The sequence below is a fragment of the Staphylococcus sp. 11-B-312 genome (genome assembly GCF_016743055.1).
Lineage (GTDB): Bacteria > Bacillota > Bacilli > Staphylococcales > Staphylococcaceae > Staphylococcus > Staphylococcus ureilyticus.
Window position 1 is genome coordinate 351060 of sequence record NZ_CP068241.1, and the last position, 24195, is coordinate 375254.

General features: G+C 32.7%; 20 protein-coding genes. 11 read left to right on the forward strand and 9 right to left on the reverse strand.

Going from position 1 to position 24195, the window contains the following annotated elements; genetic code table 11:
* Positions 1-160: 160 nt before the first annotated feature.
* Entirely contained in the window at positions 161-1393 is a 1233-nt protein-coding gene (locus tag JG554_RS01460; protein ID WP_203265349.1) for an ArgE/DapE family deacylase, read from the reverse strand.
* A 550-nt stretch (positions 1394-1943) separates the two neighbouring features.
* Between JG554_RS01460 and ssuE the strand changes: the two genes are divergently transcribed.
* Positions 1944-2483 (forward strand): NADPH-dependent FMN reductase, encoded by a 540-nt coding sequence (ssuE, locus tag JG554_RS01465; protein ID WP_046206646.1) that lies wholly within the window; start codon positions 1944-1946, stop codon positions 2481-2483.
* Positions 2484-2618: 135 nt separating this feature from the next.
* Here the strand turns inward: ssuE and JG554_RS01470 are convergent, their stop codons facing one another.
* Together JG554_RS01470 and JG554_RS01475 are read right to left on the reverse strand one after the other, a co-directional pair.
* On the reverse strand, positions 2619-3278 hold the full coding sequence (locus tag JG554_RS01470) for a hypothetical protein (protein WP_070037184.1): 660 nt from the start codon (positions 3276-3278) through the stop codon (positions 2619-2621).
* 320 nt (positions 3279-3598) lie between these two features.
* Positions 3599-5188, reverse strand: a complete 1590-nt coding sequence (locus tag JG554_RS01475; RefSeq protein WP_046206648.1) for an L-lactate permease — start codon at positions 5186-5188, stop codon at positions 3599-3601.
* A gap of 356 nt (positions 5189-5544) precedes the next feature.
* Between JG554_RS01475 and JG554_RS01480 the strand changes: the two genes are divergently transcribed.
* The 5 genes from JG554_RS01480 (at position 5545) to JG554_RS01500 (ending at position 11506) form a co-directional block, all read left to right on the forward strand.
* Positions 5545-6810: an MFS transporter gene (locus JG554_RS01480; protein ID WP_070037186.1), complete on the forward strand. Its 1266-nt coding sequence runs from the start codon at positions 5545-5547 to the stop codon at positions 6808-6810.
* A 581-nt stretch (positions 6811-7391) separates the two neighbouring features.
* Entirely contained in the window at positions 7392-8423 is a 1032-nt protein-coding gene (gene argF, locus JG554_RS01485) for an ornithine carbamoyltransferase (protein ID WP_182478102.1), read from the forward strand.
* 176 nt (positions 8424-8599) lie between these two features.
* The gene (locus JG554_RS01490) at positions 8600-10138 is read left to right on the forward strand and encodes a PTS transporter subunit EIIC (protein ID WP_070037191.1); all 1539 of its coding nucleotides are present in this window, start codon (positions 8600-8602) and stop codon (positions 10136-10138) included.
* 68 nt (positions 10139-10206) lie between these two features.
* The gene (gene nagB / locus JG554_RS01495) at positions 10207-10974 is read left to right on the forward strand and encodes a glucosamine-6-phosphate deaminase (RefSeq protein WP_070037194.1); all 768 of its coding nucleotides are present in this window, start codon (positions 10207-10209) and stop codon (positions 10972-10974) included.
* A gap of 400 nt (positions 10975-11374) precedes the next feature.
* The gene (locus tag JG554_RS01500; protein ID WP_019469020.1) at positions 11375-11506 is read left to right on the forward strand and encodes a beta-class phenol-soluble modulin; all 132 of its coding nucleotides are present in this window, start codon (positions 11375-11377) and stop codon (positions 11504-11506) included.
* 118 nt (positions 11507-11624) lie between these two features.
* Here JG554_RS01500 and JG554_RS01505 read toward each other — a convergent pair whose 3' ends face one another.
* The 6 genes from JG554_RS01505 to JG554_RS01530 all read right to left on the reverse strand — a co-directional run bounded on the left by JG554_RS01505 (position 11625) and on the right by JG554_RS01530 (position 18610).
* A complete protein-coding gene (locus JG554_RS01505; protein WP_070037197.1) occupies positions 11625-12839 on the reverse strand; it encodes a NupC/NupG family nucleoside CNT transporter in 1215 nt (404 codons plus the stop codon).
* 9 nt (positions 12840-12848) lie between these two features.
* Positions 12849-13760, reverse strand: a complete 912-nt coding sequence (locus JG554_RS01510) for a pseudouridine-5'-phosphate glycosidase (RefSeq protein ID WP_070037200.1) — start codon at positions 13758-13760, stop codon at positions 12849-12851.
* Positions 13744-14853, reverse strand: a complete 1110-nt coding sequence (locus JG554_RS01515) for a carbohydrate kinase (RefSeq protein WP_046206655.1) — start codon at positions 14851-14853, stop codon at positions 13744-13746. The genes JG554_RS01510 and JG554_RS01515 overlap by 17 nt, the downstream gene beginning before the upstream one ends.
* 494 nt (positions 14854-15347) lie before the next feature.
* Positions 15348-16166 (reverse strand): hypothetical protein, encoded by an 819-nt coding sequence (locus JG554_RS01520; protein WP_070037203.1) that lies wholly within the window; start codon positions 16164-16166, stop codon positions 15348-15350.
* 321 nt (positions 16167-16487) lie between these two features.
* Positions 16488-17783, reverse strand: coding sequence for a TcaA second domain-containing protein (locus JG554_RS01525; protein ID WP_046206657.1), 1296 nt, complete (start codon positions 17781-17783; stop codon positions 16488-16490).
* A 14-nt stretch (positions 17784-17797) separates the two neighbouring features.
* Entirely contained in the window at positions 17798-18610 is an 813-nt protein-coding gene (locus JG554_RS01530) for a zinc ribbon domain-containing protein (protein WP_070037206.1), read from the reverse strand.
* 283 nt (positions 18611-18893) lie between these two features.
* Here JG554_RS01530 and JG554_RS01535 point away from each other — a divergent pair, with 283 nt between their 5' ends.
* The 5 genes from JG554_RS01535 to JG554_RS01555 all read left to right on the forward strand — a co-directional run bounded on the left by JG554_RS01535 (position 18894) and on the right by JG554_RS01555 (position 24145).
* Positions 18894-19790: a DUF7916 family protein gene (locus tag JG554_RS01535; protein ID WP_070037209.1), complete on the forward strand. Its 897-nt coding sequence runs from the start codon at positions 18894-18896 to the stop codon at positions 19788-19790.
* A 292-nt stretch (positions 19791-20082) separates the two neighbouring features.
* On the forward strand, positions 20083-22023 hold the full coding sequence (locus JG554_RS01540; protein ID WP_070037214.1) for a BglG family transcription antiterminator: 1941 nt from the start codon (positions 20083-20085) through the stop codon (positions 22021-22023).
* A gap of 10 nt (positions 22024-22033) precedes the next feature.
* A complete protein-coding gene (locus JG554_RS01545) occupies positions 22034-22474 on the forward strand; it encodes a PTS sugar transporter subunit IIA (RefSeq protein WP_046206661.1) in 441 nt (146 codons plus the stop codon).
* Between the two features lie 5 nt (positions 22475-22479).
* The gene (locus JG554_RS01550; protein WP_046206662.1) at positions 22480-22764 is read left to right on the forward strand and encodes a PTS sugar transporter subunit IIB; all 285 of its coding nucleotides are present in this window, start codon (positions 22480-22482) and stop codon (positions 22762-22764) included.
* Between the two features lie 22 nt (positions 22765-22786).
* Positions 22787-24145, forward strand: a complete 1359-nt coding sequence (locus tag JG554_RS01555; protein WP_070037217.1) for a PTS ascorbate transporter subunit IIC — start codon at positions 22787-22789, stop codon at positions 24143-24145.
* Positions 24146-24195 lie beyond the last annotated feature (50 nt).

Consider the following 24195-nt stretch of genomic DNA (forward strand, 5'->3'; position numbering starts at 1 on the left):
GTAAATAACAAATTTTTAAATGTGTTGTTTTGTTCCACTATTGTCAGGACAAGGTTTTAACAGTATGTACACACGTTTACCTTATCACGATGTTATAAAAAAAGCTCAGAACATAGTGTGTCTGAGCTTTTTTAAATGGCTGAAGTTAATTTAATTAAAACTAAAGCTTTTTAGAATAAGTTGTTAAAAGTTCACTGTAAAAATCAATGAATTTTAAATACATGTCTTTTTCTACACATTCATCAATTTGATGTGGTTTAATACCTGGACCAAATACTAAGAATGGGAAAGTTTCATCTTTATTTTTTAATAAGTTTGAAGCATCAGTAACGCCACCGATTGGAGAAGCGATAAAGTCCTTGTCAAATAGAGATTGAGCTATGTTCTGAGCAGTATTAATTAAGCTGTTATCACCAGTAGTGAGTACTGGATCTAGGTCTAAGTATAGGTCGCTTGATAAATTTGCACCTTTATCATTATGGTTTTGAATTGTGTTTGAGAATAACGTTTTTACTTGTTCATTATCATATTCTGGAATTGTACGAATATTAAAATCTGCATCTGCCTCTTCAGGAACAGAGTTCACCTGTACCCCACCGTTAATTAATGTATTGCTAATAACTAAACCTTGAAGTGCAGATTCTACGTCTTCAAGTGCTGTTGTTGCAGGTAATGATGGCTTAATTCTTTCAATGAATTTTGTGAAATCTAGCGCTTTTCCCTGAACTTCTTTTGAAATTTTAGCATAGGCGTCATCAATATCTTGTATAAATGAGATTAATGGTTTTATGGCATTAGTGCCCATTACTGGCATAGAGCTATGTGCTGATTTACCGTAGGAAGTAATACGATAATCCATTGAACCTTTATGTGCATACACCATGATATCTTGGCAAGGTTCTGCTATAAGTAATGCATCAACGTCATCCATATAACCCTGTTCGTACAAAGTTTGAGAACCAAGTTGCTCCATTTCCTCACTACTAGTTGCTAAAAATCTAATACGACCATGTTGCAGTGCTTGAGAAGATTTAATATCAATAAGTGCAATTGCTAACGCAGCAAGTCCTGACTTCATATCTGCTGCGCCACGACCATATAAAAATCCATCATCCTCAGTAAGCGAAAATGGATCGTATGTCCATTGAGATTTATTACCAGCAGAAACAACGTCCATATGACCTGAAATACCGATTACCGGCTTGCCTTCACCGATTTCAGCAATGAGGTTAGCACGTCGTTCATCAATTTTTTGAATTTTTGATTCAATTCCGTAGTTAGAAAATAGTTTCTGTAAATAATTACAAACTTCAAGCTCATTATCATTTACTGTTTCAATCGCTACAATATCTGATAAGATTTGTACTTTTTCTTTATTAGAAAATGTACTCATTGTGTATCACTCCTTTGTATGTCTAAATTAAGTATACATCTAGAAAAAAAGGTTTTTAAAGCGAAACGATTTTTTAAAAAAGAATATAATAAAATTATTTATATTGTGGAATTTTTAGAGTTGAAACAAAAAAACTGATTTTGTACTATTACACTCAACCGTGTATGATGTTTAGAATTAATAATGTGTTAAGAAATTAAAAAAATGCATCAACAGGCGAATTATAGGTCATAGCTTTTGAAGCAATAACATAAGTGATAAGTTATCAATGGGTTTAGATAATAATCAATATAAAGTGCTAAATGACAATATAATTATTTCCAAGGAAATGCCTAATCAATGTCATAAATTTAATATATAAACTTATTGATACAATAATAATTGCGATAATTCAAATCATTTCCTATGATTTTACCTATATTTGATGATACGCTAAAGAAGTGGAATTTGTTTCCAATGGATTCTATTTTTTCATATATTTATTAATAGATAAGCGTGTAAATGTCGAAGGTATATATGAAAAATTTTATATAGAAAGGGGATTATCATTTTGGCAAAAGTAGCAATTATTGCTGGAGGCAATAAACTAAAATCAAGACTCACAGGTATTATAGATTACGCGGAATCGTATTTGAATGCTGAGGGCATCGAGACAAATGTCATCCACGTACATCAATTAGATGCTGAGGCTTTAATTACTGCAGATTTTTCTAATGAATCGATAAATGCTACGCATAAAACGATTGAAGATGCGGATGGTGTTATTATAGTATCTCCAGTATTTAAAGCTGCCTACTCAGGTATCGTGAAAACGTATTTAGACTTGTTACCACGAGGGGCATTTACAGGTAAAACGGTACTACCATTAGCCTTAGGAGGCACGTTTGCACATGTGCTAGCAATCCAATATAGTCTTGATCCAGTTATTAAAGAACTAGGTGCAGATACTATTCATAAAGGCAGATTTATATTAGATAAGCACATCACACAAAATGAAGATGGTAGTTATGGTTATGACCAAGAAGCGAAAGATGGTTTAAATAAAACTTTAAAGAAATTTGTCAGTGACAAGTCACAAGTTAAAGAGTAAATTTGATTGTAAAACTGTTAAAATCAAAATATACGATAAACTTAGAATATGACGTTATAAGACGGTATTAATAAAAAATGAGCACACAGTATCAAAACTTGCTAAATTGATATTGTGTGCTCATTATTTTTAGATTTAAAGTTTATTTAAGTGCCATTGAGATTGGTTATCCATGCTTAACTTAAATTCATTTGTTTGAATGCACATGGGATGAGATTCGGAAAACTGGTCAGAAAACAGCCATTTATTATCTTCCGGTGTCAGTAAAATAAAACTGTCATCATAATGATCGCCGATAAAGTTTAAATCATGTGGTGCAAAGGGTTGCTTTTCATATGTATTTAAATGAAATTTCGACAATGCTTCAAAGACTGCCTTCGTTTCATTACATACGAATCCAATTTCACTAATTCTTGAAAATTCAGGTTCATCAGTTATATTAGAAATGCGTGCAATGAGTTCCACGACGTTCCCTGAAGGATCTTGAAAGTAAAAAGAATGTGCAACAAAAGATTCGAAATACGTCGTATGCTGACCATCCTCCATCAATAGAAATAAAATATTTTGATAATGTTGTTTCATGTCGAAGAAATGGTTGTAAGGAATGTCAATCGCAAAGTGATAAAATGGTTGGACATCGTCGTTTGCTTGTTGAAAACACAGATGCGTCTCTCCAATTTTAACTGTAAAAGCCTCTTGGCCAATCATCCAAACTGGACATTCTAAAATTTCTTCATAAAATTGGAATGTCTTTTCAAATTCTGAAGTGAATAATTTAATGTTTTCAATTTTCATAAACAAACCCCACCTAATCCTCATGTTTATCATATAAATATAAGAAATAATTTACTTGTACTTTATCAAAATAATAATCAATATGATAATAATAAGAATTTTATATGAAATAATACGCATTAAGTAACAATATGTTCTATTTAAAATAGTTATATAGCGTTGGTGATTTATAAAACTTCATAAAAAGGCTGAGACAATTCAATTTGTCTCAGCTTTTTTTCTTATCGCCGTGCGATGAAGAAGTAATTTTAAATCAATTAAATATGAATATCTCACTTCATTTTTAAGTTCAAGATATTTGTATCTCAGACTTGCATAGACTAAGCGAAAAATAATGAGATAATATACGCGCTAATCCCAACTAGAATACAATACAGAAGTGCAGGGCCTAATGTTTTTCTTATGACACTACCTTCTTTACCAGGCATATTAACTACCGCACAAACTGCGACCACATTATGCACACAGATCATGTTACCGGCAGCTGCACCAATGATTTGTGCAGCTAATACAATAAATGGATCTGCACCAATAGAGTTAGCAATGTTTAATTGAATAGGTGAGAAAGTCAACGTTGATACAGTAGCACTACCTGTAATAAACGAACCTAAAGCACCTAAGAATGGTGCAACGAATAGCCATACAGGACCTAAAGTATTAGCCATATTTTTGGCGATATATTCTGGCATACTTATTAAATCATGCGCATTGATACCTGAGTTGATAAAAACATGCACCATTGCGAGTGTGGCAATTAGTGTAATACCAGTAATTTTTATTGTTGATAAGGATGTGATACTTGCATTACCTAAATCCTTAATAGATTTTCTTTGAATTATAATGGCGAAAATTGCTGATAATAATAAAATTGTCCCAGGTGAATAAAGAAATTGCCATTCAGATGATATTTCAGAGAAATTTAAAATATTATTCCAAGAAAAATCAAGAACATGTGTGGTGAAATATTCAACACTTGGAACCGTTCTCGTTAATAAAAGTAAGATAACAACCATTACATAAGGTGCCCAAGCAGTTAGTAAACTCATAGAATGTTCTGTACTATCTGCTTCGTATGTTTTATCTAAGCCATCTGTCCACACTGTTTTAGGTAACAACCAACCCTTACTTGCAGTTAAGACGGCAACTACTAAACCAGTTAGTGAGCCTAATATAGCAACAAATTCTGCGCCGAAAACATGTGCATATACAAAGGCAGATACTGCATATACAATTCCTATTAATGCTAGCCATGGTAGCATTTCAATAATAGATTTTAACTTTTTATTTTTCCCAAAGAAAATAATCATCGTAGAGATAACGATGATAGGTATGAAAATACCACTCAATAAATCTAATATAGTTATTTGCTCAGCTGTCGAATGGAAAAAGGATTGATTTGCTTCTTTTAAAGTACTTAATCCAACAATAACTGGCGTGCCCACTGCTCCGAAAGACACTGCAATACTATCGGCAATTAAAGCTGTAACAACAGCTATCATAGGTCTAAAACCTAAAGCAACTAGTAAAGGTGCTGTAACCATTGCTGGTGTACCAAATCCTGAAGCGCCTTCAATAAGTGAACCAAATAAGAAAGCGACAATGATGACTTGGACACGCATATCTGGTGAAATTTTCTTAAATCCTGCATTGATACGGTTTACTGCACCCGTTTGGCGTAATGTATTAAGTAACACGAGCGCACCGAATAAAATATAAAGTATCGTTAATGTTTTGTGCGTACCTTGAAGTATTGAAGCTATAACGACATTACCTTGCATCCCCCATACAAAAATCCCTAAAACTGTTACAACGATAGCGCTAATAATCATCCCTTTTAAAGCTGACATACGTAAGAGTACAAGAAATAAAAAAGGTACGATTACTGCACTGAAAGCTACTAATAACATCATTTTATATAAAACTCCCTCATAAAAATTTAATAATCATCTAGTCATATGATGTTTAAATAACTCTCATTGTAAACGTTTACAAATAAATTTTCAATCATGTATAAAAAATGAATTTTTCATATAAACAATTTAAATCGTATACAAATATTTTTCGTTGATTTTAATAAGCTGTATTTTCGGTTTTACTTATTTATATCTTAAAACGAAAATAAATGAAAATAAATTTGCGTTATTAGAAAAAATATAATAATATAATGATAATATTTGAAAGCGTTTACAAAAGTGATTACAAAAATTGCAAGAAAATATTTAAATTAATCTTAATATCAACGATTGATTTATAAGGGGTGCGTAATATGAGTGATAAATTAACTAAAATGGGAATGCCTCCAACGTTATTTTGGGGATATGTTGGTGTATTAATATTTATGATGGGAGACGGTTTAGAGCTAGCATGGATTAGTCCTTATTTACATGATCATGGTCTATCCGTGCAACAAACTGCGATTTTGACCACTTGCTATGGTGTAACGATAGCTATTGGTTCTTGGTTATCAGGTGTCTTGGTAGAAATTATCGGTCCAAGAAAAGTGATGCTGTTAGGAACAGGGTTATATATCATCGGTCATGCAATATTTGTTGGTTTGGCAATCCCAACGATGAACTATAATATCATGATTCCGTCATATGCAATAAGAGGGTTTGGCTATCCTTTGTTTGCTTATTCTTTTTTGGTTTGGGTTGCTTATCGTTCTCCGCAAAAGCGTTTAGGTGCTGCAGTAGGATGGTTTTGGTTTGTGTTTACAGGAGGGCTTAGTGTCCTAGGATCATTTTATTCTTCTTTTGCGATTCAACTAATTGGACACTTCTTTACATTGTGGACAGCGATTATTTGGGTGTTAATAGGAACATTTTTAGCAGTATTTGTAAATAGAGACCAGTTTATGATTGAAGAAAAAGGGCACGGATTTAAAGAACACTTTAGTGAGGTACTTGCAGGTATAACGATACTAAAAAGGGAACCGCGTGTGGCAGTGGCCTGTGTTGTTAGAATCATAAACCAGGCGGCACAATATGCTTTTCCATTATTTCTGCCGATTTATTTAGCTTCCAAAGGTATTGCTACTACAACTTGGTTAAATATTTGGGGAACAATTTTTATTGCTAATATTATATTCAATCTAATATTTGGTGCGTTGAGCGATAAAATTGGCTGGAAAAATACGATTTCTTATATTGGTGGTGTTGGATGTGCGATATTTACGTTAGGACTATATTTTGTGCCAGAGTTATTTACAGGTAATGTTTTTATTGTGGGTACGGTAGGATTTCTATGGGGGATGTGTTTAGCAGGCTTTGTCCCTATTTCTGCACTTGTCCCTTCTTTAGTTCATGATGGTGATAAAGGACCAGCAATGGCAATATTAAATTTAGGCGCTGGTCTTTGTGTATTTGCAGGACCAGGGTTAGTGGCATTGTTTTATGATAGTATTGGTGTTAAAGGCATGATGTACTTAATATTTGGATTATATGTTGCTAGTGCAATTATGACACGTTTCTTAAAGACACCTGAGGAAAGGGAACGTAGAAAGTCTAAAAATTTTGCATCATACAGTAAATAATCTATTATAGTAGCTATAAAAAAGTTAGGATATGGCTTAATGGATGATTTTTTAATAGCTTCAGCTAACGATTAATAAATAATAGTAAACGGGCGAACAGTTTCAAAATGAGGGGTTTTGATATTGTTTGCCCGTTTTTGTATTCATTTTAAGGGATGATTATGCAATGATTTTGAGATGACGTGGGATAAATATAATTATTTTTCTTGGAAACCACCTGAAACAAAATGAGCAGCAATTTGCTTAATAGTGGCAAATAGTAAATCTAACATGTATGTTCACCTCCATGAGCTAGTGGTTACATGTTCAATTTACTATATATTATTAAAATATTGTGTAGGAAAGCACAACTTAGTTAAATCATTGCCACGGTGTTTATTGTCAGACATCTTACTTGCTTGACTGTTGCAAATAAGATCGTGATTGTATGGAAATATACATTTAGCGTAGGTTATACTTCAAAACTAGTAAAATAATTAAACGATTTAAAAATATACAATAAATAGTATATTTATACTTGAAAATAACTCTATTTAAGTTTAATATGTATATAAATCTTATAAATATATTGGAGTGATGAAATTGGGGCGTACACAACAGATTTAAAAAAACTAGCATTGTTAAAAGGTAAGAGCTTTTTGAAAACGAGTGACTTTACTGCAGATGAACTAGTCACTTTGATTGACTTTACCGGAGAATTAAAAGAAAAGAAAAAGCGAGGCATTCCTCACCCTTATCTTAAAGGTAAGAATATTGCTTTATTATTTGAAAAACCATCTACAAGAACACGTTCAGCATTCAGTGTAGCAGCAAACGATTTAGGTGCCTTTCCAGATTATTTTGGTCAAGGTGAAATTCATCTAGGTGTCAAAGAATCGACAGAAGATACAGCAAAAGTATTAGGGAGTATGTATGATGGTATTGAATTTAGAGGTTTTTATCAAAAAGATGTGGAAAGTATAGCGCAACATGCCGAAGTTCCAGTATGGAATGGTTTAACAAACGAATGGCATCCTACTCAAATGATTGCAGATTTTTATACTTTAAAAGAACACCTAGGCACATTACAAGGCAAAACATTGACTTATGTTGGTGATGCAAGAAATAACGTAGCACATGATTTATTGGTTACTGGCGCAATATTAGGTATGAATATTCATATTGCAGGCCCTCAATCGCTACAGCCTGATCAAGATATTCAACAACTTGCCAAAAATTATGCAACACAATCGCACAGTAATATTTTAATTACAGATAATATTCAACAAGCAGTTTATAAAGCAGATGCAATATATACAGATGTCTGGTTTTCAATGGGAGAAGATGAATCAGTTCAAACACAACGTATTGAAAAATTACTTCCATATCAAATTAATGAAGCTATGCTTGTCAATACAATGAATCCAGATGTTATTGTATTACATTGTTTGCCCGCCTTCCATGATGTGCATACAAAGGTGGGACAACAAATCTATAAGACTCATGGTTTAACTGAAATGGAGATAACAGATGATGTATTTAAAGGTGAACATGCTGTTATATTTGAGCAAGCGGAAAATAGATTACATTCAATTAAAGCAATTATGGCAGGAACATTAGGCGATATTTTTTAACACATATCTTAATTGAATAAATAAAGAAACTCACAAAGTAACGTGGCTTTGTGAGTTTTTTTCATTAAAAAAGAAGACATATATCACCATTATGAAAAAGTTTTTCATAATGGTATTTTATATTGATTAATATTTTCTTTAATTGTATATTTATGATAATTAGGAGGTTAATGACTATGAGTAAATTGTTTGAAAAGGCACAACAATTTGGTAAATCATTTATGTTACCTATCGCTATATTACCGGCAGCTGGATTGTTGTTGGGAATCGGTGGCGCATTAAGTAATCCGAATACAATCAAAGCATATCCCGTGTTGGATATTAACTTATTGCAAAATATATTTGTTCTTATGTCATCAGCTGGTAATATTGTATTTCAAAATTTACCAGTAATTTTTGCCATAGGTGTTGCAATTGGATTAGCTAGAAGTGATAAAGGTACTGCAGGATTAGCAGCAATGTTAGGATTCCTTATTATGAATGCTTCGATGAATGGATTGCTAATCATTACAGATACGTTAGCAAAAGGCAATTTAGCAGAAGAAGGACAAAGTATGGTTCTAGGAATTCAAACAGTAGAAACGGGCGTGTTTGGTGGGATTATCACAGGAGTTATGACGGCGCTTTTACATAATAAATATCACAAGATTTCTCTTCCATCATATTTAGGATTTTTTGGAGGATCTCGTTTTGTTCCAATTATTACAGCAATCTCTGCAATCATACTCGGGGTTATCATGTTCTTTATTTGGCCAACAGTACAGGGGTGGATATTTGGTGTAGGAGGTATCGTAGATAAAACTGGTGTCATTGGTACTTTTTTCTTTGGATTTATATTAAGGCTATTGGGGCCATTTGGTTTACATCACATTTTCTATTTACCGTTTTGGCAAACTGCATTAGGTGGCTCGTTAGAAGTTAAGGGTCATCTTGTTCAAGGCACTCAAAATATTTTCTTTGCTCAACTTGGTGATCCAGACGTAACGAAATACTATTCAGGTGTTTCGCGTTATATGTCAGGTCGTTTTATTACTATGATGTTTGGACTATGTGGTGCAGCTTTAGCAATTTATCATACTGCGAAACCACAACATAAAAAAGTTGTTGGTGGGCTAATGTTATCTGCAGCATTAACTTCATTTTTAACAGGTATTACAGAACCGTTAGAGTTCAGTTTTTTATTTGTTGCACCAATTTTATATGTGATACATGCATTTTTAGATGGTTTAGCGTTTATGATGGCAGACGTATTTAATATTACGATAGGTCAAACATTCAGTGGTGGCTTTATAGACTTTTTATTATTCGGCGTTTTGCAAGGTAATGCTAAGACGAACTTTTTATGGGTAATACCGATTGGCATCGTTTGGTTTATTTTATATTATATTATTTTCAGATTTTTAATTAACAAATTCAACTTTAAAACACCTGGTAGAGAAGCAGAAACAACTACAGAAACTGTTGAAACGACAGAACGTGCTAAAACAATTATCGAGGGTTTAGGTGGTAAAGAAAATATAGAAATTGTCGATTGTTGTGCTACAAGGCTAAGAGTGACATTAAAGTCAGACGCCCCAGTCAATAAGCAACTGCTGAATTCTACCGAAGCTAGAGGTATCATACAAAAAGGTAATGGTGTACAAATTGTTTATGGACCACATGTCACAACGATAAAAAATGAAGTAGAAGAGTTACTAGACAGTGAACAAGCGTAATAAAAAAATTTTCAATTTATCATTAAACAAAGGTAATATACAGAAATTAGAAAGTGATTGGTGAGTATATGTATATTTTAAATTTAGAGAATAGACAACTTGCAAGTCAATATGTTGCGACTGAACTGTTAAAGCAAATAAAAATGAAACCGGATTCAGTATTGGGTCTTGCTACAGGAAATACTATGACAGATGTTTACAAGTATTTAAAAACATTGATTAATCATAATCATTTGCAACTAGATCAAATAGTGACATTTAATTTGGATGAATATGTGGGTTTAAGCGCAGACAATGAACAAAGTTATCACGCATATATGTATCGACAGTTATTTAAACATCATCAAACGTGGCATAAAGAAAATATATTTATACCACAAGGAGATACCAATAATTTAGAACAAGAATGCTTAATGTATGAACAATATTTAAAAGATAAAGGACCTACAGATATACAAATTTTAGGTATAGGTGAAAACGGGCATATAGGATTTAATGAGCCTGGTTCGTCGTTTGAAAGTATTACAAGAGTTGTAGATTTATCTTCTTCAACGATGAAAGCAAATAGTCGTTATTTTGATTCAATAGAAGATGTTCCTAAGCAAGCAATTTCTATGGGGCTGGCATCTATTATGCGTGCGAAACGTATTATTTTGTTAGCGATGAGCAGAAATAAAAAAGAAGCCGTCTCACAATTAATAGAGGGAGAAATTTCCGAAACGTTACCTGCATCTATATTACATCAACATCCTCATGTTGAAGTAATTGTAGATAATGAAATATTCGACACATTAGATCAAGATAAAGTTCAGCGATTAGAAAGGCATTTGTCATAAAGATATTTGAATACGTTGTGTTTTGGCGAGACGCTTGAGGTAACAGGACAAGCTGAAGACTATAGGATGAAGTCGTCCCTTAAGAAAGCGAACCAACAATACGAAGTATTGAATAAAAAGGAAGCACTCAGATGAATTGAATTAAATCATCTGAGTGCTATTTTTTTAGGATTTATGTCCCAGATGCATTATTTCTGTCATTATAAAAATAATATAAAACTTTATCACTGAATGACAACTAGGAAACGCTAATTGTAAAAATTAAGTATTGTAATAACACTTAGGCACAAAAACATACAAAATAAGAAATATTTACAACAATATTAATATTTCTTATTATAATTTAGTTAAAGGTAATCAACCTTTAACAAATCATATATTGAGAAATGAGGTGTGTTAAATGTCTGATTTCGTAAACGCAATCAGTGAAGCTGTAAAAGCAGGTTTAAGTGCTGACTGGGTAACAATGGGAACTAGCATTGCTGACGCATTAGCTAAAGGCGCTGACTTCATCTTAGGTTTCTTTAACTAATAAATAATGTAAGAGGCTGAGACAAATTGAATTGTCTCAGCCTTTTATTATTCAATGCTAGTTATAGGTTACAATATCATTTAAAGTTATTTGGATTTATGTAGTCATTTTTAAAAAACTATAATACTAAGCCAACGATTGATGCTGAAATAATTGAAGCAAGTGTTGAACCTAGTAGCAAGCGCAAGGCAAACGAAGCCACCTTATTGCCTTGTACATCACTAAATCCTTTGATAGCACCAACGATAATGCCTACAGTACCAAAATTAGCAAAACTAACGAGATATACAGAAATGATACCTTGTGTGCGTAGTGTTAAATCTCCAGCTAATTTTTGATAGTCTAACATAGCAACAAATTCGTTAGTGATTAATTTAGTTGCCATGAGTGATCCAGCTTGAACTGCTTCGTTCCAAGGCACACCTATGATGAAAGCAATCGGTGCAAAAATAAAACCGATTAATTGTTTGAAATCTAAACCGACAAAATTAAATAATACTGTGACTGCTTCCATCAAAGAGATGAATGCAAGGAGCATAATGGCGACACTTACGGCAATTTTAAAGCCGTCCGTAGCACTATCGCCAATCATTTGGAAAAATGGAACGTTTTTCGACTTTGTTTCATCACTATTTGAATTGCTTTTATCTGAGGATAAGTTGGAAATTTCCACGTCACTATCATCTGATTGATATGGATTGATGACACTTGCGATAATTAAAGCACTGAAAATATTGAGCATAACGGCAGTAACTACATATTTAGGTTCAATCATTTGCATATACGAACCTAACATAGCCATACTGACAGCACTCATACCAGAAGTAGTAATCGTATATAATTTCTCTTTAGATAATTTAGGAATCATTTCTTTAATAGTTAAATAAACTTCTGGCTGTCCTAACATAGAAGTTGAGATTGCAAAGTAACTTTCGAGACGGCCCATACGTGTGATTTTATTGATAATAATACCAACATATTTAATGATAAACGGAAGAATTTTAAAATAGTTTAACACACCGATTAATACAGAGATAAATACTAAAGGTAGTAACACGGTAATAAAGAACGTTGAAGCACCTTTGTTTTGTAAACCACCAAAAACAAAATCGATACCAGCTTTACTAATATTGATTAATTCTTCAAAAAATGAACCTAATGTGGTTAGTATCGTTAAACCAATAGTCGTATTCATCATGAATACTACAATGATGATTTGAACGATTAACATAATGACTGGTTTTTTGAAATCAATTGCCTTTCTGTTATAGCTAAATAAAAAAGCGATGAATAATGCAAAAAATATACCAGTAACGGCAAATATGATTGACATAAGTATCACCTACAATGAATTGAAAGCAACTGCAATTTTTGCGCCAAGTACCGCATTGTTCTCAACTAGTTTGATATTTGTATTTAAACTCTTGCCTTTAGATTTTTCGACAATTTTACCAAGTAAAAATGGCGTAGAATCTTTTCCACTAATACCTTGCGTTTCTGCTTCTTTAACTGCTTCTTCAATAATATCGTCAATATATGATTTAGGTAATTCATGTTCTTTAGGAACTGGGTTAGCGATAACAACGCCACCTTCAATATTCAAATCATTTTTAACTTTACAAATATGTGCGATATCATCTGGAGTTTCAGAAAAACTGTTTAGTTTAATACCGCTTTGTCGTGTGAAAAATGCTGGTAATTCATCTGTTTGGTAACCTATTACGGGTACGCCTTTTGTTTCAAGATATTCCATTGTTTTTGGTAAATCTAGTATAGATTTAGCGCCAGCACATATTACTGTTACATTTGTTTTACCTAACTCTTCTAAGTCCGCTGAGATATCCATTGTGTTTTCGGCACCTTTATGTACACCACCAATACCACCAGTTACAAAGAATTGAATTTCTGCTAATTCTGCACTCATCATTGTTGATGCAACTGTAGTTGCACCAATCTGTTTAGTAGCGATTACTTCTGCAAAATCACGGCGTGAAACTTTTGCGACATTATCACTTTTAGCGAGTAATTCTAGTTCATCATTTTCCAGTCCAATTTTGATTTTTCCATCAATTAATGCAATGGTTGCTGGAATTGCACCATAATCACGTATGATATTTTCAACAGCCGTAGCCATTTGCACATTTTGTGGGTAAGGCATACCATGTGAAATGATTGTTGATTCTAGTGCTACGATGGGTTTTTTATCTGCTTTAGCTTGTGCTACTTCTTTAGAAAATTCAATATATTGCTTCATTTTTATAGTCCTCCAAATCTCTAAATAATTGTTTCTTATCTAAGTTTTGCCTCACGGTGTATTCAGTTTCAATTGTTTTTCGAGCATTCATCATGCCTGTTGTCAGTATGCTTTCAGTGTCTAGTTCATTTAACCAACTAAAAATGACTGCACTAGAGAAAGCGTCACCAGCTCCTGTTACGTCTACGACATGTTGTGAAGGTATCACAGGTTTAATGACTTCTTCGTTACTATTTCTAAAAATAAGTTCTTTTACACCATTTGTAATCACAACATTTGAAACGCCTAACTTATTCCATTTTTGTGCAGCTATACGCAAATCATCAGTGTTTTGTATAGTCATATTTAAATAAGTTTCGGTTTCATCTCTATTAATAATAAGCCAATCGATAGCATGTAATGAATCAGGCATGTTTTTCATTTTTGGAGATGAAACGGGAATAACTATTAATTTAATGCTATGCTTTTCTGAATAAGCACATAAAAAATCCATTGCACTTTTTGAAATGTTGAGGTCTGCGATGATACATTTTGCTTTTATTAATAAATGTGTACGTTTAATTAAAAATTCTGGAGTAATATAATCATAGACCTCCATATCTGCTAAACCGTATTCCATATTACCGTCGTTATTGATTAATGCTGTATAGGAACCAGTGTTTGCGTTTTCTATTTGTTGGACGTGGTCTAAGTTCATGAATGGGGTTGATAATTTATAAATCATATCCCATTCGCTGTCATTACCACTCACAGATAAAAATGCGACTGTTTCGCCCATACGCCCTAAATTCTCTGCTATATTGCGTGCAACCCCACCTATAGATCTCGTTGAAGTAACAGGATTAGACGTTTCTAATTGTAAATCGTTATGAACATAAAATTTTCTGTCCAAGTTCGCAGCACCAATGCAGACAATTGGATAATCTTCATTTAAAACATACGCTTTCCCTAAAACATATTCTTTGCGGATAAGTCCAGATATAATATTTGCAACTGCTGGCCGAGATAATCCAATAGACTGTGCTAATTCTTGTTGTGAAATGAATGGATTTTCTTGAATACGCTTTAAAACTTCCTGTTCATTTTTATTCATATGGCAACCTCCTTTATGCAAAATTAAACTTAAGTTTACAAATTAAACATTTGTTTAAGTTGATAAGATAATAGCACGAATATTCTTAAATGTATACGCTTACATATAATAGTTCGTAAAATTGTAAAATCTATATATTCACGAAACAGAAATTTATATATGCTATATGTCGCTAAAAATCAAGGGTTTTATGGCGTTTGATCATTTGTGGAATTTATTAAAATGATTTATATGAAAAAATTTAAAATATAATTCAAAATATTAATGAAATAGAAAAGAAGTGTAGTTGTTTTTCAAGTAGGCATATATCCAATAATTTTGTAACAAGGAAATAACTAGGAAAATAAACGAGTACTCACTTATATAAACATATCAGACAGTAGGTAAGCTTAAATAAAAAAACTGCCAACAAGGTGCGTCCTTAGTCGACAGTTATTATTTAGCGAATACAATCTATATCTCGTATTTTTAAAAGCATATATTAATTTTTTGCGTTAACTTTCAACATCCTCATTATTTGTTTGTTCATCTTTACTAAACAACGAAGAAAATTTCGATTTTATATCATCTAGTTTGCTATTTACTTTATCTAATTCTTCTTGCATTTTATCAGTATTACCATTATCTTTTTCGTTTTTTGCCTGTTTTAAATCATCTACTGTAGTTTGGTATTTATCAGCTAACTTATTTGTTTTATTAGAATCAGCTTCTTGTTTTAGGCTATTAATTTTATCTTGTAATGCTTGTAATTTAGAATCTGTTGCTTCATTAGAATTTGAAATATCTGACTTTAACGATTGAATATCATCTTTGACTTGATTGTTCTGACGTTCGAAATTGACATTATCACCTTGCGTATCATTCGATTGATTTTGATTGGCAGTGGATTGTTCACTTGTTTCATTACCAGTTTGTTGATTATCATTGTTATTACTCATAAAAGTACTAACTGCAAAAATGACAATGATGACTAATAAAGCCACCAGACCTAAACCAAGCCAAAATTGCTTGCGCTTTGATTTTTTATTTTCTTCTAATAACTGCAACTCTCGTTCACGATCTCGCTGATTGTAGCTTGTTTCCGACTTGTAATCATTGTACTTATGGTCATTATAAGATTCGCTGTTTTTCACAGTACGACGATAAGGATTGTATAAGATCTTTCCGTAGATATCTTGTTGTTGTTGGTCATTCACAGTGTGAATATTTAAATCAGTATTAACGTTTCCATATTTGTCTAGCGCAATAATTTTTCCATCATCTTCAATTTTTAAAATTTTAGGATAATCATTGAAAGAGTTGTTGTTAGTCATTTTTTCACCTTCAATTGTATTTAGATATTAAGTGCTTACTTTTAAATTACCCAACTCTGGTAGTATAAACATTGCTTGTTTTAATAATCTTAAGTATATATTACTAACTTCTCATTAATAAAACATCATCATTTAGACTGAGCTAATGTATTTGGTGTAACGTTAGTTTGCTTTAACAAAGATAAAAATAAAAGGGGCGGGACAGAAATCTTTTTTTAAATATCAGATTTCTATCTCACTCCCTTGTATAGTGTGTTTAAGTATTAATGCAATGTTATTGACTTTTACAAGTAGCATGTTGTATTTACTACTTGTAGTTTATTAGTATCCTGAATCTACTTCTTCACCGTCTTCGTCATATTCAGTTACGTAACCATCCTCATCAATTTTATAAGAACCTGCTAGGTCTCCGTCTTTATCTGTGAAAGAGAATCCCCAACCGTCTCCAGTTTTTTCTGGTTCTTTATAAGTATAATTATCTGTATCCAAAGTCCTACCTTCATAAGATTCGACTTTATCAATAACATTATCACGCGTTACTTTTTCGTCAGAGCTGGCGTTACTACTATCGTCGTCATCAGAATCTGCTTCTTTTTCGATCATTTTGTCTTCATAATCGCTTATTGCATCATCGTCAAATGATAAAGATACGTCTATTTCATCTTCATCATCTTTAGGACTAGAAACATTTTCTACACTTGATTTGAATTGTTTGCCTTCAACTTCAGTTGTAGCATAGACTTCGATTTTTTCATCTGGTGCATAAGGACCGTAAGTGACAGATTCATATTCGTCAAAATCTGATTGTTCATCCCCATTAATATAAAGTTTCAGAGAATCAGAATCTGCATAAGTTGAATCAATACTAACTGTAAAACGTTTTTGTTTGAATTGTAAATCTGCACTGTTACTTTCAGACATATCGATATGAATAACGCCGTCGAATTTTTTATTATCAACCTTTTGTGTTGCTTTTAAATCATATATGCCAACTGGAAAATCATCGAGTGTCTTCGTCTTACCTTGTTTTAATTTAACTTGGGTTGTTTTGTCATTAAGTTTGTAAGATAGCGTTGTGTCTTCTTCTGAGGTAATCGAAACAGGCTCCTTACTAACATTAAAAATGTAATTTTTGAATATGCCCCATTTTTTTCCATCTTCGGTAATATTAATTAAAGCAGTGTCACCAACAGTGACAGCATGTTCATTTGATTTATTTTCTTTAATATTTTTTGCACTACTTTGAAGTTCATCAGCAACACGATCTATGCTATCAGTTTCGTCAATATATTTATAAATAGCTTTAGCTTCATCTTTAGAAATAGCTTCACCATTTGCTTTTAAATGGTTGGCTAGGCGATCTGTATCTTTGTTTTTTAAATCTTTAGAAATGGTTTCTGCCTGTTTTGTAGGTGATAGTTGCGCGTCAATTATTTTATAAGTAACAAACAAAGCAATAATAATGACTAATATCACTGCAATAATGATAAATATAGGTAATTTTGATTTACGATTAGGTGGTTGATGCGTTGTTCGTTGTTGAACAGGCGTACCACATTGAGTACAAACGCGTTGACCAGGCTTGATTTCAGCACCACAATTACTACAATACTTCATTTGAAATATCCTCCTTAATAACCTGTATTAAAAAATGAACTTAAATCACTTAATGTATTAGAAACAGTACTTTCCACTATAATACGTAAAATGATTCCTAAAATGATGATATAGATAAATATAGAATAAATGACAGGCATACGTATAAGTTGATTGTGGCTGTATTTGGTAATTAAATATATTGGTGCAATGAGTGTAAATAATATAGCAATAATGATAAGGAATACTGCAAAACTTGGAACATGAATTGCTAAAAATAATAAACCAAACAAAAGTGTAATAACAGAAAGGGTGTTGATTAAAACGAAATCTGAAAATACTTTATGTAACGTCGAATTAATATTTAATATTTTTATTAGTGCAAAAGTGATACCAAATAGTACTGTAATTGCTATTAATAAGAAAAGTGAAATGTTAAACACAACGCTTGCTTTACTTGTCATGAAATATGCAACTTCTGCAGGTATCAATATCGTTAGTAATATAATGGATAAAAGTAATCCTGCTACGATTAAACTGAAAAGTGTTTTGTAAGAAAAAAAGTGAGGACTCACAAGTTCTTTATCAGGATGTCTGAAAGCAGTTGAAAAGAACGTTTTAGCTTCATTGAAAATATCTGAAGTATGCTTTGAAAACTGCTCATTTTTATGATTAGACTGTGTTGATATTTGTGTTGCATTAGATTCCGTTGAATTATGTTCGGATGCATGGTTCGGTTTGTTTTTAGTTTCGTTTGTTGTATTTGTTTGATGAGATAATTTTGTACCACACTCTCCACAAAATAAATCTGATGCTTCAATAGGATTTCCACATTTTGGACACTGCATAAAGCTTCCCCCTTGTAATATGTATATTAAAATATAATATTATCACATTTATATTTGTGTTACACTACTATTTTGAAAATTAACTAAATTTAAATTCAAAAAAATGTAAATGCATATAGTAGTAGATTTTATTTAAAAAATAATAATAATAAGTAGAGGCTGTGTATAATGAAATATAGGGGGATTCAGTGACGTCGTTACGGAAGAAAGAACATCATTACTATATCATGTAGTTATAATAAATAGATGACAGCTAAAGTATATATTAAGGAGTGGAATACAAATGGTTAAGCGAATACTGAGTAACAATGCTTCAGAACTACTAGCAATGTCAGGTGAAGAATTAAAACAGAGCATTAAGGCGAGTGCTGGGCGTGTAGTTTTATCTGAAAATATAGTTACAGAAACGCCTGTCGTGCCAGATATTACTAATGCTGAAATAGCGCGTGCGTTTGGTGCTGATTTGATTTTATTAAATGGCTTTGATGCGTTTCATCCAAAAGTGAAAAATATAGATGAACACGAACAGGTTATAGAAACATTAAAACGACTCGTGGGTAGACCCATTGGTGTGAACTTAGAACCTGTTGATGACGGAACAAATATGTATGAGCAACACTTAGAAATTGCAGAAGGACGTCAAGCAAGTCCTGAAACGGTTCAAGTACTTGAAGCATTAGGGGTGGATTTTATATGTATGACTGGAAATCCTGCAACTGGTGTATCTAATAAGAAAATAGTTGAAGCAATCCAAAATACAAGAAATCATTTTTCGGGTTTGATTATCGCTGGGAAAATGCATAGTTCAGGTGTAGATGAGCCTGTGATTACCAGGGTATATGTAAAGCAATTTATTGAAGCGGGTGCTGATATTATACTAGTACCTGCTGTCGGTACAGTGCCAGGTTTCGATGAAGCGCAACTTAAAGACATTGTCAAAGAAGTTCATCGTGAAGGGGTACTTGTCATGTCAGCAATTGGTACGAGTCAAGAGAGCGCTGATCCGAGCACTATTAGAGATTTTGCCATTCGAAATAAAATATGTGGTGTGGATATTCAACACATTGGTGATGGGAGTTATTGTGGTTTAGCTCCTGTGGAAAATATATTTGAATTGAGTAAGGCGTTGCGTGGAGAGAGACACACGATATCGATGATTGCACGTTCCATAAATCGCTAATAAAAACGCCATGCATAAATCCATGGTTACAAATATTCATTGGCTTATTTTAGTTTGATTAAATACATTAAAAATTATAGGTATGGAGAAGAGAATGCAACACATTAATGTTGGATTCTCTTTTTAATATTTTATTGAAGTATTTATATAAAATTATAATTAAATAAATTATAATTTTAAAAAGTGATCGTTTATGATAGATGTGCAACTTTTCGGATTATGAGACGAAAGAAATTACACATCTAAAAATGAAAGTAAGCGGTTACAATATAAATATAAGGAGGTTGCTCATGTGTTAAGCAAGAGACAGCATCATATCTTAACATTCTTACTTGAACGTGAATCCTTTATAACTATTCATCACTTAGCTAACCAATTCAATGTTTCAGAAAGGACGATACAGTACGATTTAGAATATATAGAAAGTATGGCGCAACAATTGGATTTAACCATTTTTAGAAATAAAAATGCAGGCATAAAGATTGAATCTAAAAAACCTTTGAATGATATTGTTCCTCAATATATAGCGACTTCAATACATTATTCTAAAGAGGAAAGAATTCGATATATCATATTAAAGCTATTTGAATCTAATACACCAACATCTTCTAACACGATGGCCGATATGGTTTCTGTGACACGTAGAACGATCGTTGAAGATCTGAAAAGTGTACAGACTTGGTTATCTTCTTATAATTTGAATTTAAAATATATTAAAAACAAGGGATTTATCATACAAGGTGAAGAAACAGATTATCGAAAAGCATATGCGACACGCGTCCATGAATATTTTCAAAATCATACACATCAAATAGGGCATAAGCTATTTTCGAATAAAGCATTGGAAACGATTCGATTAACTGTAGTGTCAGTATTATTTGAAGCGGATTATCAGTTAGTCCAAAGTGCAATTGATGGTCTGATTTATCATATTTTAATTGCAATACACCGAACGAAAGAAAAGTTTGTTTTTGAAATACCAGATATGGAATATAACAAATTAGCGGAAACAGACCAATTTCGCGTGGCATTACTTATAAAGGCATCTTTGGAAGAAAAACTCGATATACAATTCCCTAAAAGCGAAGCAGGCTTTATTACATTACATTTGCTAGGGGCTAAAACTTCAGAGATGAATCAAAAAAACGAAACAATAGATGATTTAGAAATTCTAACCGAACAATTGATAGAACGCATGAGTGGTGACTTAGGCATAGATTTAATTAACGATACTAAATTATTAAATGGCTTAATTGTTCATTTAAGACCAGCAATTCACCGGTTGAAGTTCGATATGACGCATAATAATCCTCTGACAGATGAAATATTTCAACAGTACCATCACATCGTAGGAAGATTACGCAATCATATTTGGGGTGTGGAAGAGAATTATCGTATTTGCTTTGACAAAGATGAACTTGCATACATTACGTTACATTTTGCTTCAGCAATTGAACGTATTTCCGCAATTACTACAAATGCTCTAAAAGTAGTTTTACTGTGCGGCTCAGGCATCGGCACTTCACAATTATTGAGAAGTAGAATTCGACATATTTACCCTGAACTTGAAATTGTAGATGCTTATTCAATCTACGAAATTGATGAGACGTTATTAAAGCATGAAGGCGTTGACTATATCATATCAACGGTACCGTTTGAACATGCTTCAATACCTATACTCAATGTTTCTCCATTTTTAGATAAAAATGACCGTCAACAAATTAACACAATTATTAATAAATCAAGAGAACAATATGTGTATGATATCAAAGGACTAGGGCCTACTCTAAAAGAAGTCTTACCAAAAAATAGAATTTTAACACAACAACCTTCACTTTGTAGAAATGATGCAATTAGACAAAGTATTGAAACTTTGATTGATGCTCAAGTTGTTGATTGTATTTATGCCGATGAAATCATTGAACAATTAAATGCATTTGGACCATATATGGTTATCAGTCCGCACATTGCTTTAATTCATGCTAAATCAACACATGTTAAAGGGACAGTAGGTTTTAGTTTGACACACTATCAAAATGGTGTTCGCTTTGGACATGAACAATATGATCCTGTATATATCATTGTGACGTTAGCAACCGCTCAGCCGCAAATTCATTTAAATGCATTGAGACAACTTAGTGAACTGATTATGAATGATAAAACTAGAAATATATTACTTTCAGGAAATATTGAAGCAATTATGCACTGCATAAATGAAGTGAGTCAACATTAAGGAGGGGAAAATGACTTTGGAAATTTTATCATCAGATAAAGTGCAAGTACTTGAACAGGTTAAAAGTTGGCGTGAAGCAATTAGTATAGCTGCAAATCCTTTGAAAGAACAAGGCTATTTTCAGCAAGATTACATTGATGACATGATTCATAGTGTAGAAAAATTAGGCCCTTATATAGTTATTGCTCCAGAAATAGCGATTGCACATGCTCGACCGAATAATAATGTAAAAAAGATAGGTCTAAGTTTGTTAAAACTAAATCAGCACATTAACTTTTCAGAAGAAGGGCACTATGCTTCATTGGTGTTTGTATTAAGTGCTATAGATAATGAAGGACACTTAGAAGTATTGAGAAATTTAGCTATAACTTTAGGCAATCAACAGACAGTAGAACATTTATTAAATGCACAAACATCAAGTGAAATTATAAATATATTTAAAGGAGAATGAGGACAATGAAAATTTTAGTAGTATGTGGTCACGGATTAGGAAGTAGTTTTATGGTTGAAATGAATGCACAAGAAGCACTTAAAAATTTAAATGCACCATCAGACATAAAGGTTGAACATAGTGATGTTATGAGCGCGAGCCCTGATATGGCAGATTTATTTATTTGTGGGAGAGATTTAGAAGAAAACACAAAAAATTTAGGTGATGTCATTGTGTTAGATAATATATTAGATAAAGAAGAATTACAGCAAAAACTAGATGAAAAATTAAAAGATTTAAACGTACTTTAATCATTAATAAGGAGGTGGGACGATGAAGCCAATTCTTGATTTTATCGTCGATATTTTGAGTCAACCTGCGATATTAGTTGCCCTAATCGCATTGATTGGATTAATTGTTCAGAAAAAGTCAGCAACTGATATTACTTCAGGTACGATAAAAACAATTTTAGGATTTTTAGTCTTAAGTGCGGGTGCTAATGTAGTAACGCAATCATTAGAACCATTTGGTAAAATTTTCCAACATGCATTTGGTGTGCAGGGGGTTGTGCCTAATAATGAAGCGATCATATCAATTGCACTGGAACAATATGGTACGACTGCAGCGTTAATCATGGTGTTTGGCATGCTAGTGAATATCATTATTGCACGTATAACTAATTTGAAATATATTTTCTTAACTGGCCACCATACATTTTATATGGCCGCATTTTTAGCGATATTATTGTCAGTTGGTCATGTGACAGGTACGTTAACAGTGATTATTGGGGCGATTATTTTAGGTTTGATTATGGCAATATTACCAGCTTTAGCACAGCCTACAATGAAAAAGATCACTGGAAACGATCAAGTTGCTTTGGGTCATTTTGGTACATTGAGTTATTGGGCTGCTGGAGAAATTGGGAAATTATTTAAAAGTAAATCAAAATCAACTGAAGATATCAATTTTCCTAAAGGGTTAAGTTTTTTAAGAGAAAGTACGATCAGTATTTCTTTAACAATGACATTGCTTTATTTTGTAGCATCATTGTTTGCTACACCTACTTTCGTACATTCAGAAATCAGCGATGGGCAAAACTTTATTGTATTTTCACTTATTCAGGGCGTTACATTTGCAGCAGGTGTATTTATTATTTTAACTGGGGTTCGCTTAATTCTTGCAGAAATAGTGCCTGCATTTAAAGGTATATCTGAAAAATTGGTTCCCAATACGAAACCTGCGTTAGACTGTCCGATAGTCTTCCCTTATGCACAAAATGCAGTGTTAATCGGCTTCTTTGTCAGCTTTATTGTAGGTGTGATTGGGATGTTCATTTTATTCTTATTCGGTGGTGTCGTGATACTTCCAGGTGTGGTTGCACACTTCTTCTTGGGTGCTACGGCAGGTGTCTTTGGTAATGCACGCGGAGGTATTAGAGGTGCGGTAGCTGGCTCAGCTTTAAATGGCTTATTAATCACGTTCCTACCATTATTATTCTTGCCATTTTTAGGGGATTTAGGTGGTGCTGCTACTACGTTCTCAGATACAGATTTCTTAGTAGTGGGTGTCGTGCTTGGTAATGTAGCAAAATATTTGGGCATCATTGGTATTGTTGGCTTAATTGTTGTTGTCGCTGTAGTGTCAATTTTATTACAAAAACGTTCGAACCAAAAAGCGATAAAAGAACAGTAATCATAAAAATCCTAGGCTATGTAAAATCATAAACCTAGGATTTTGTGTTG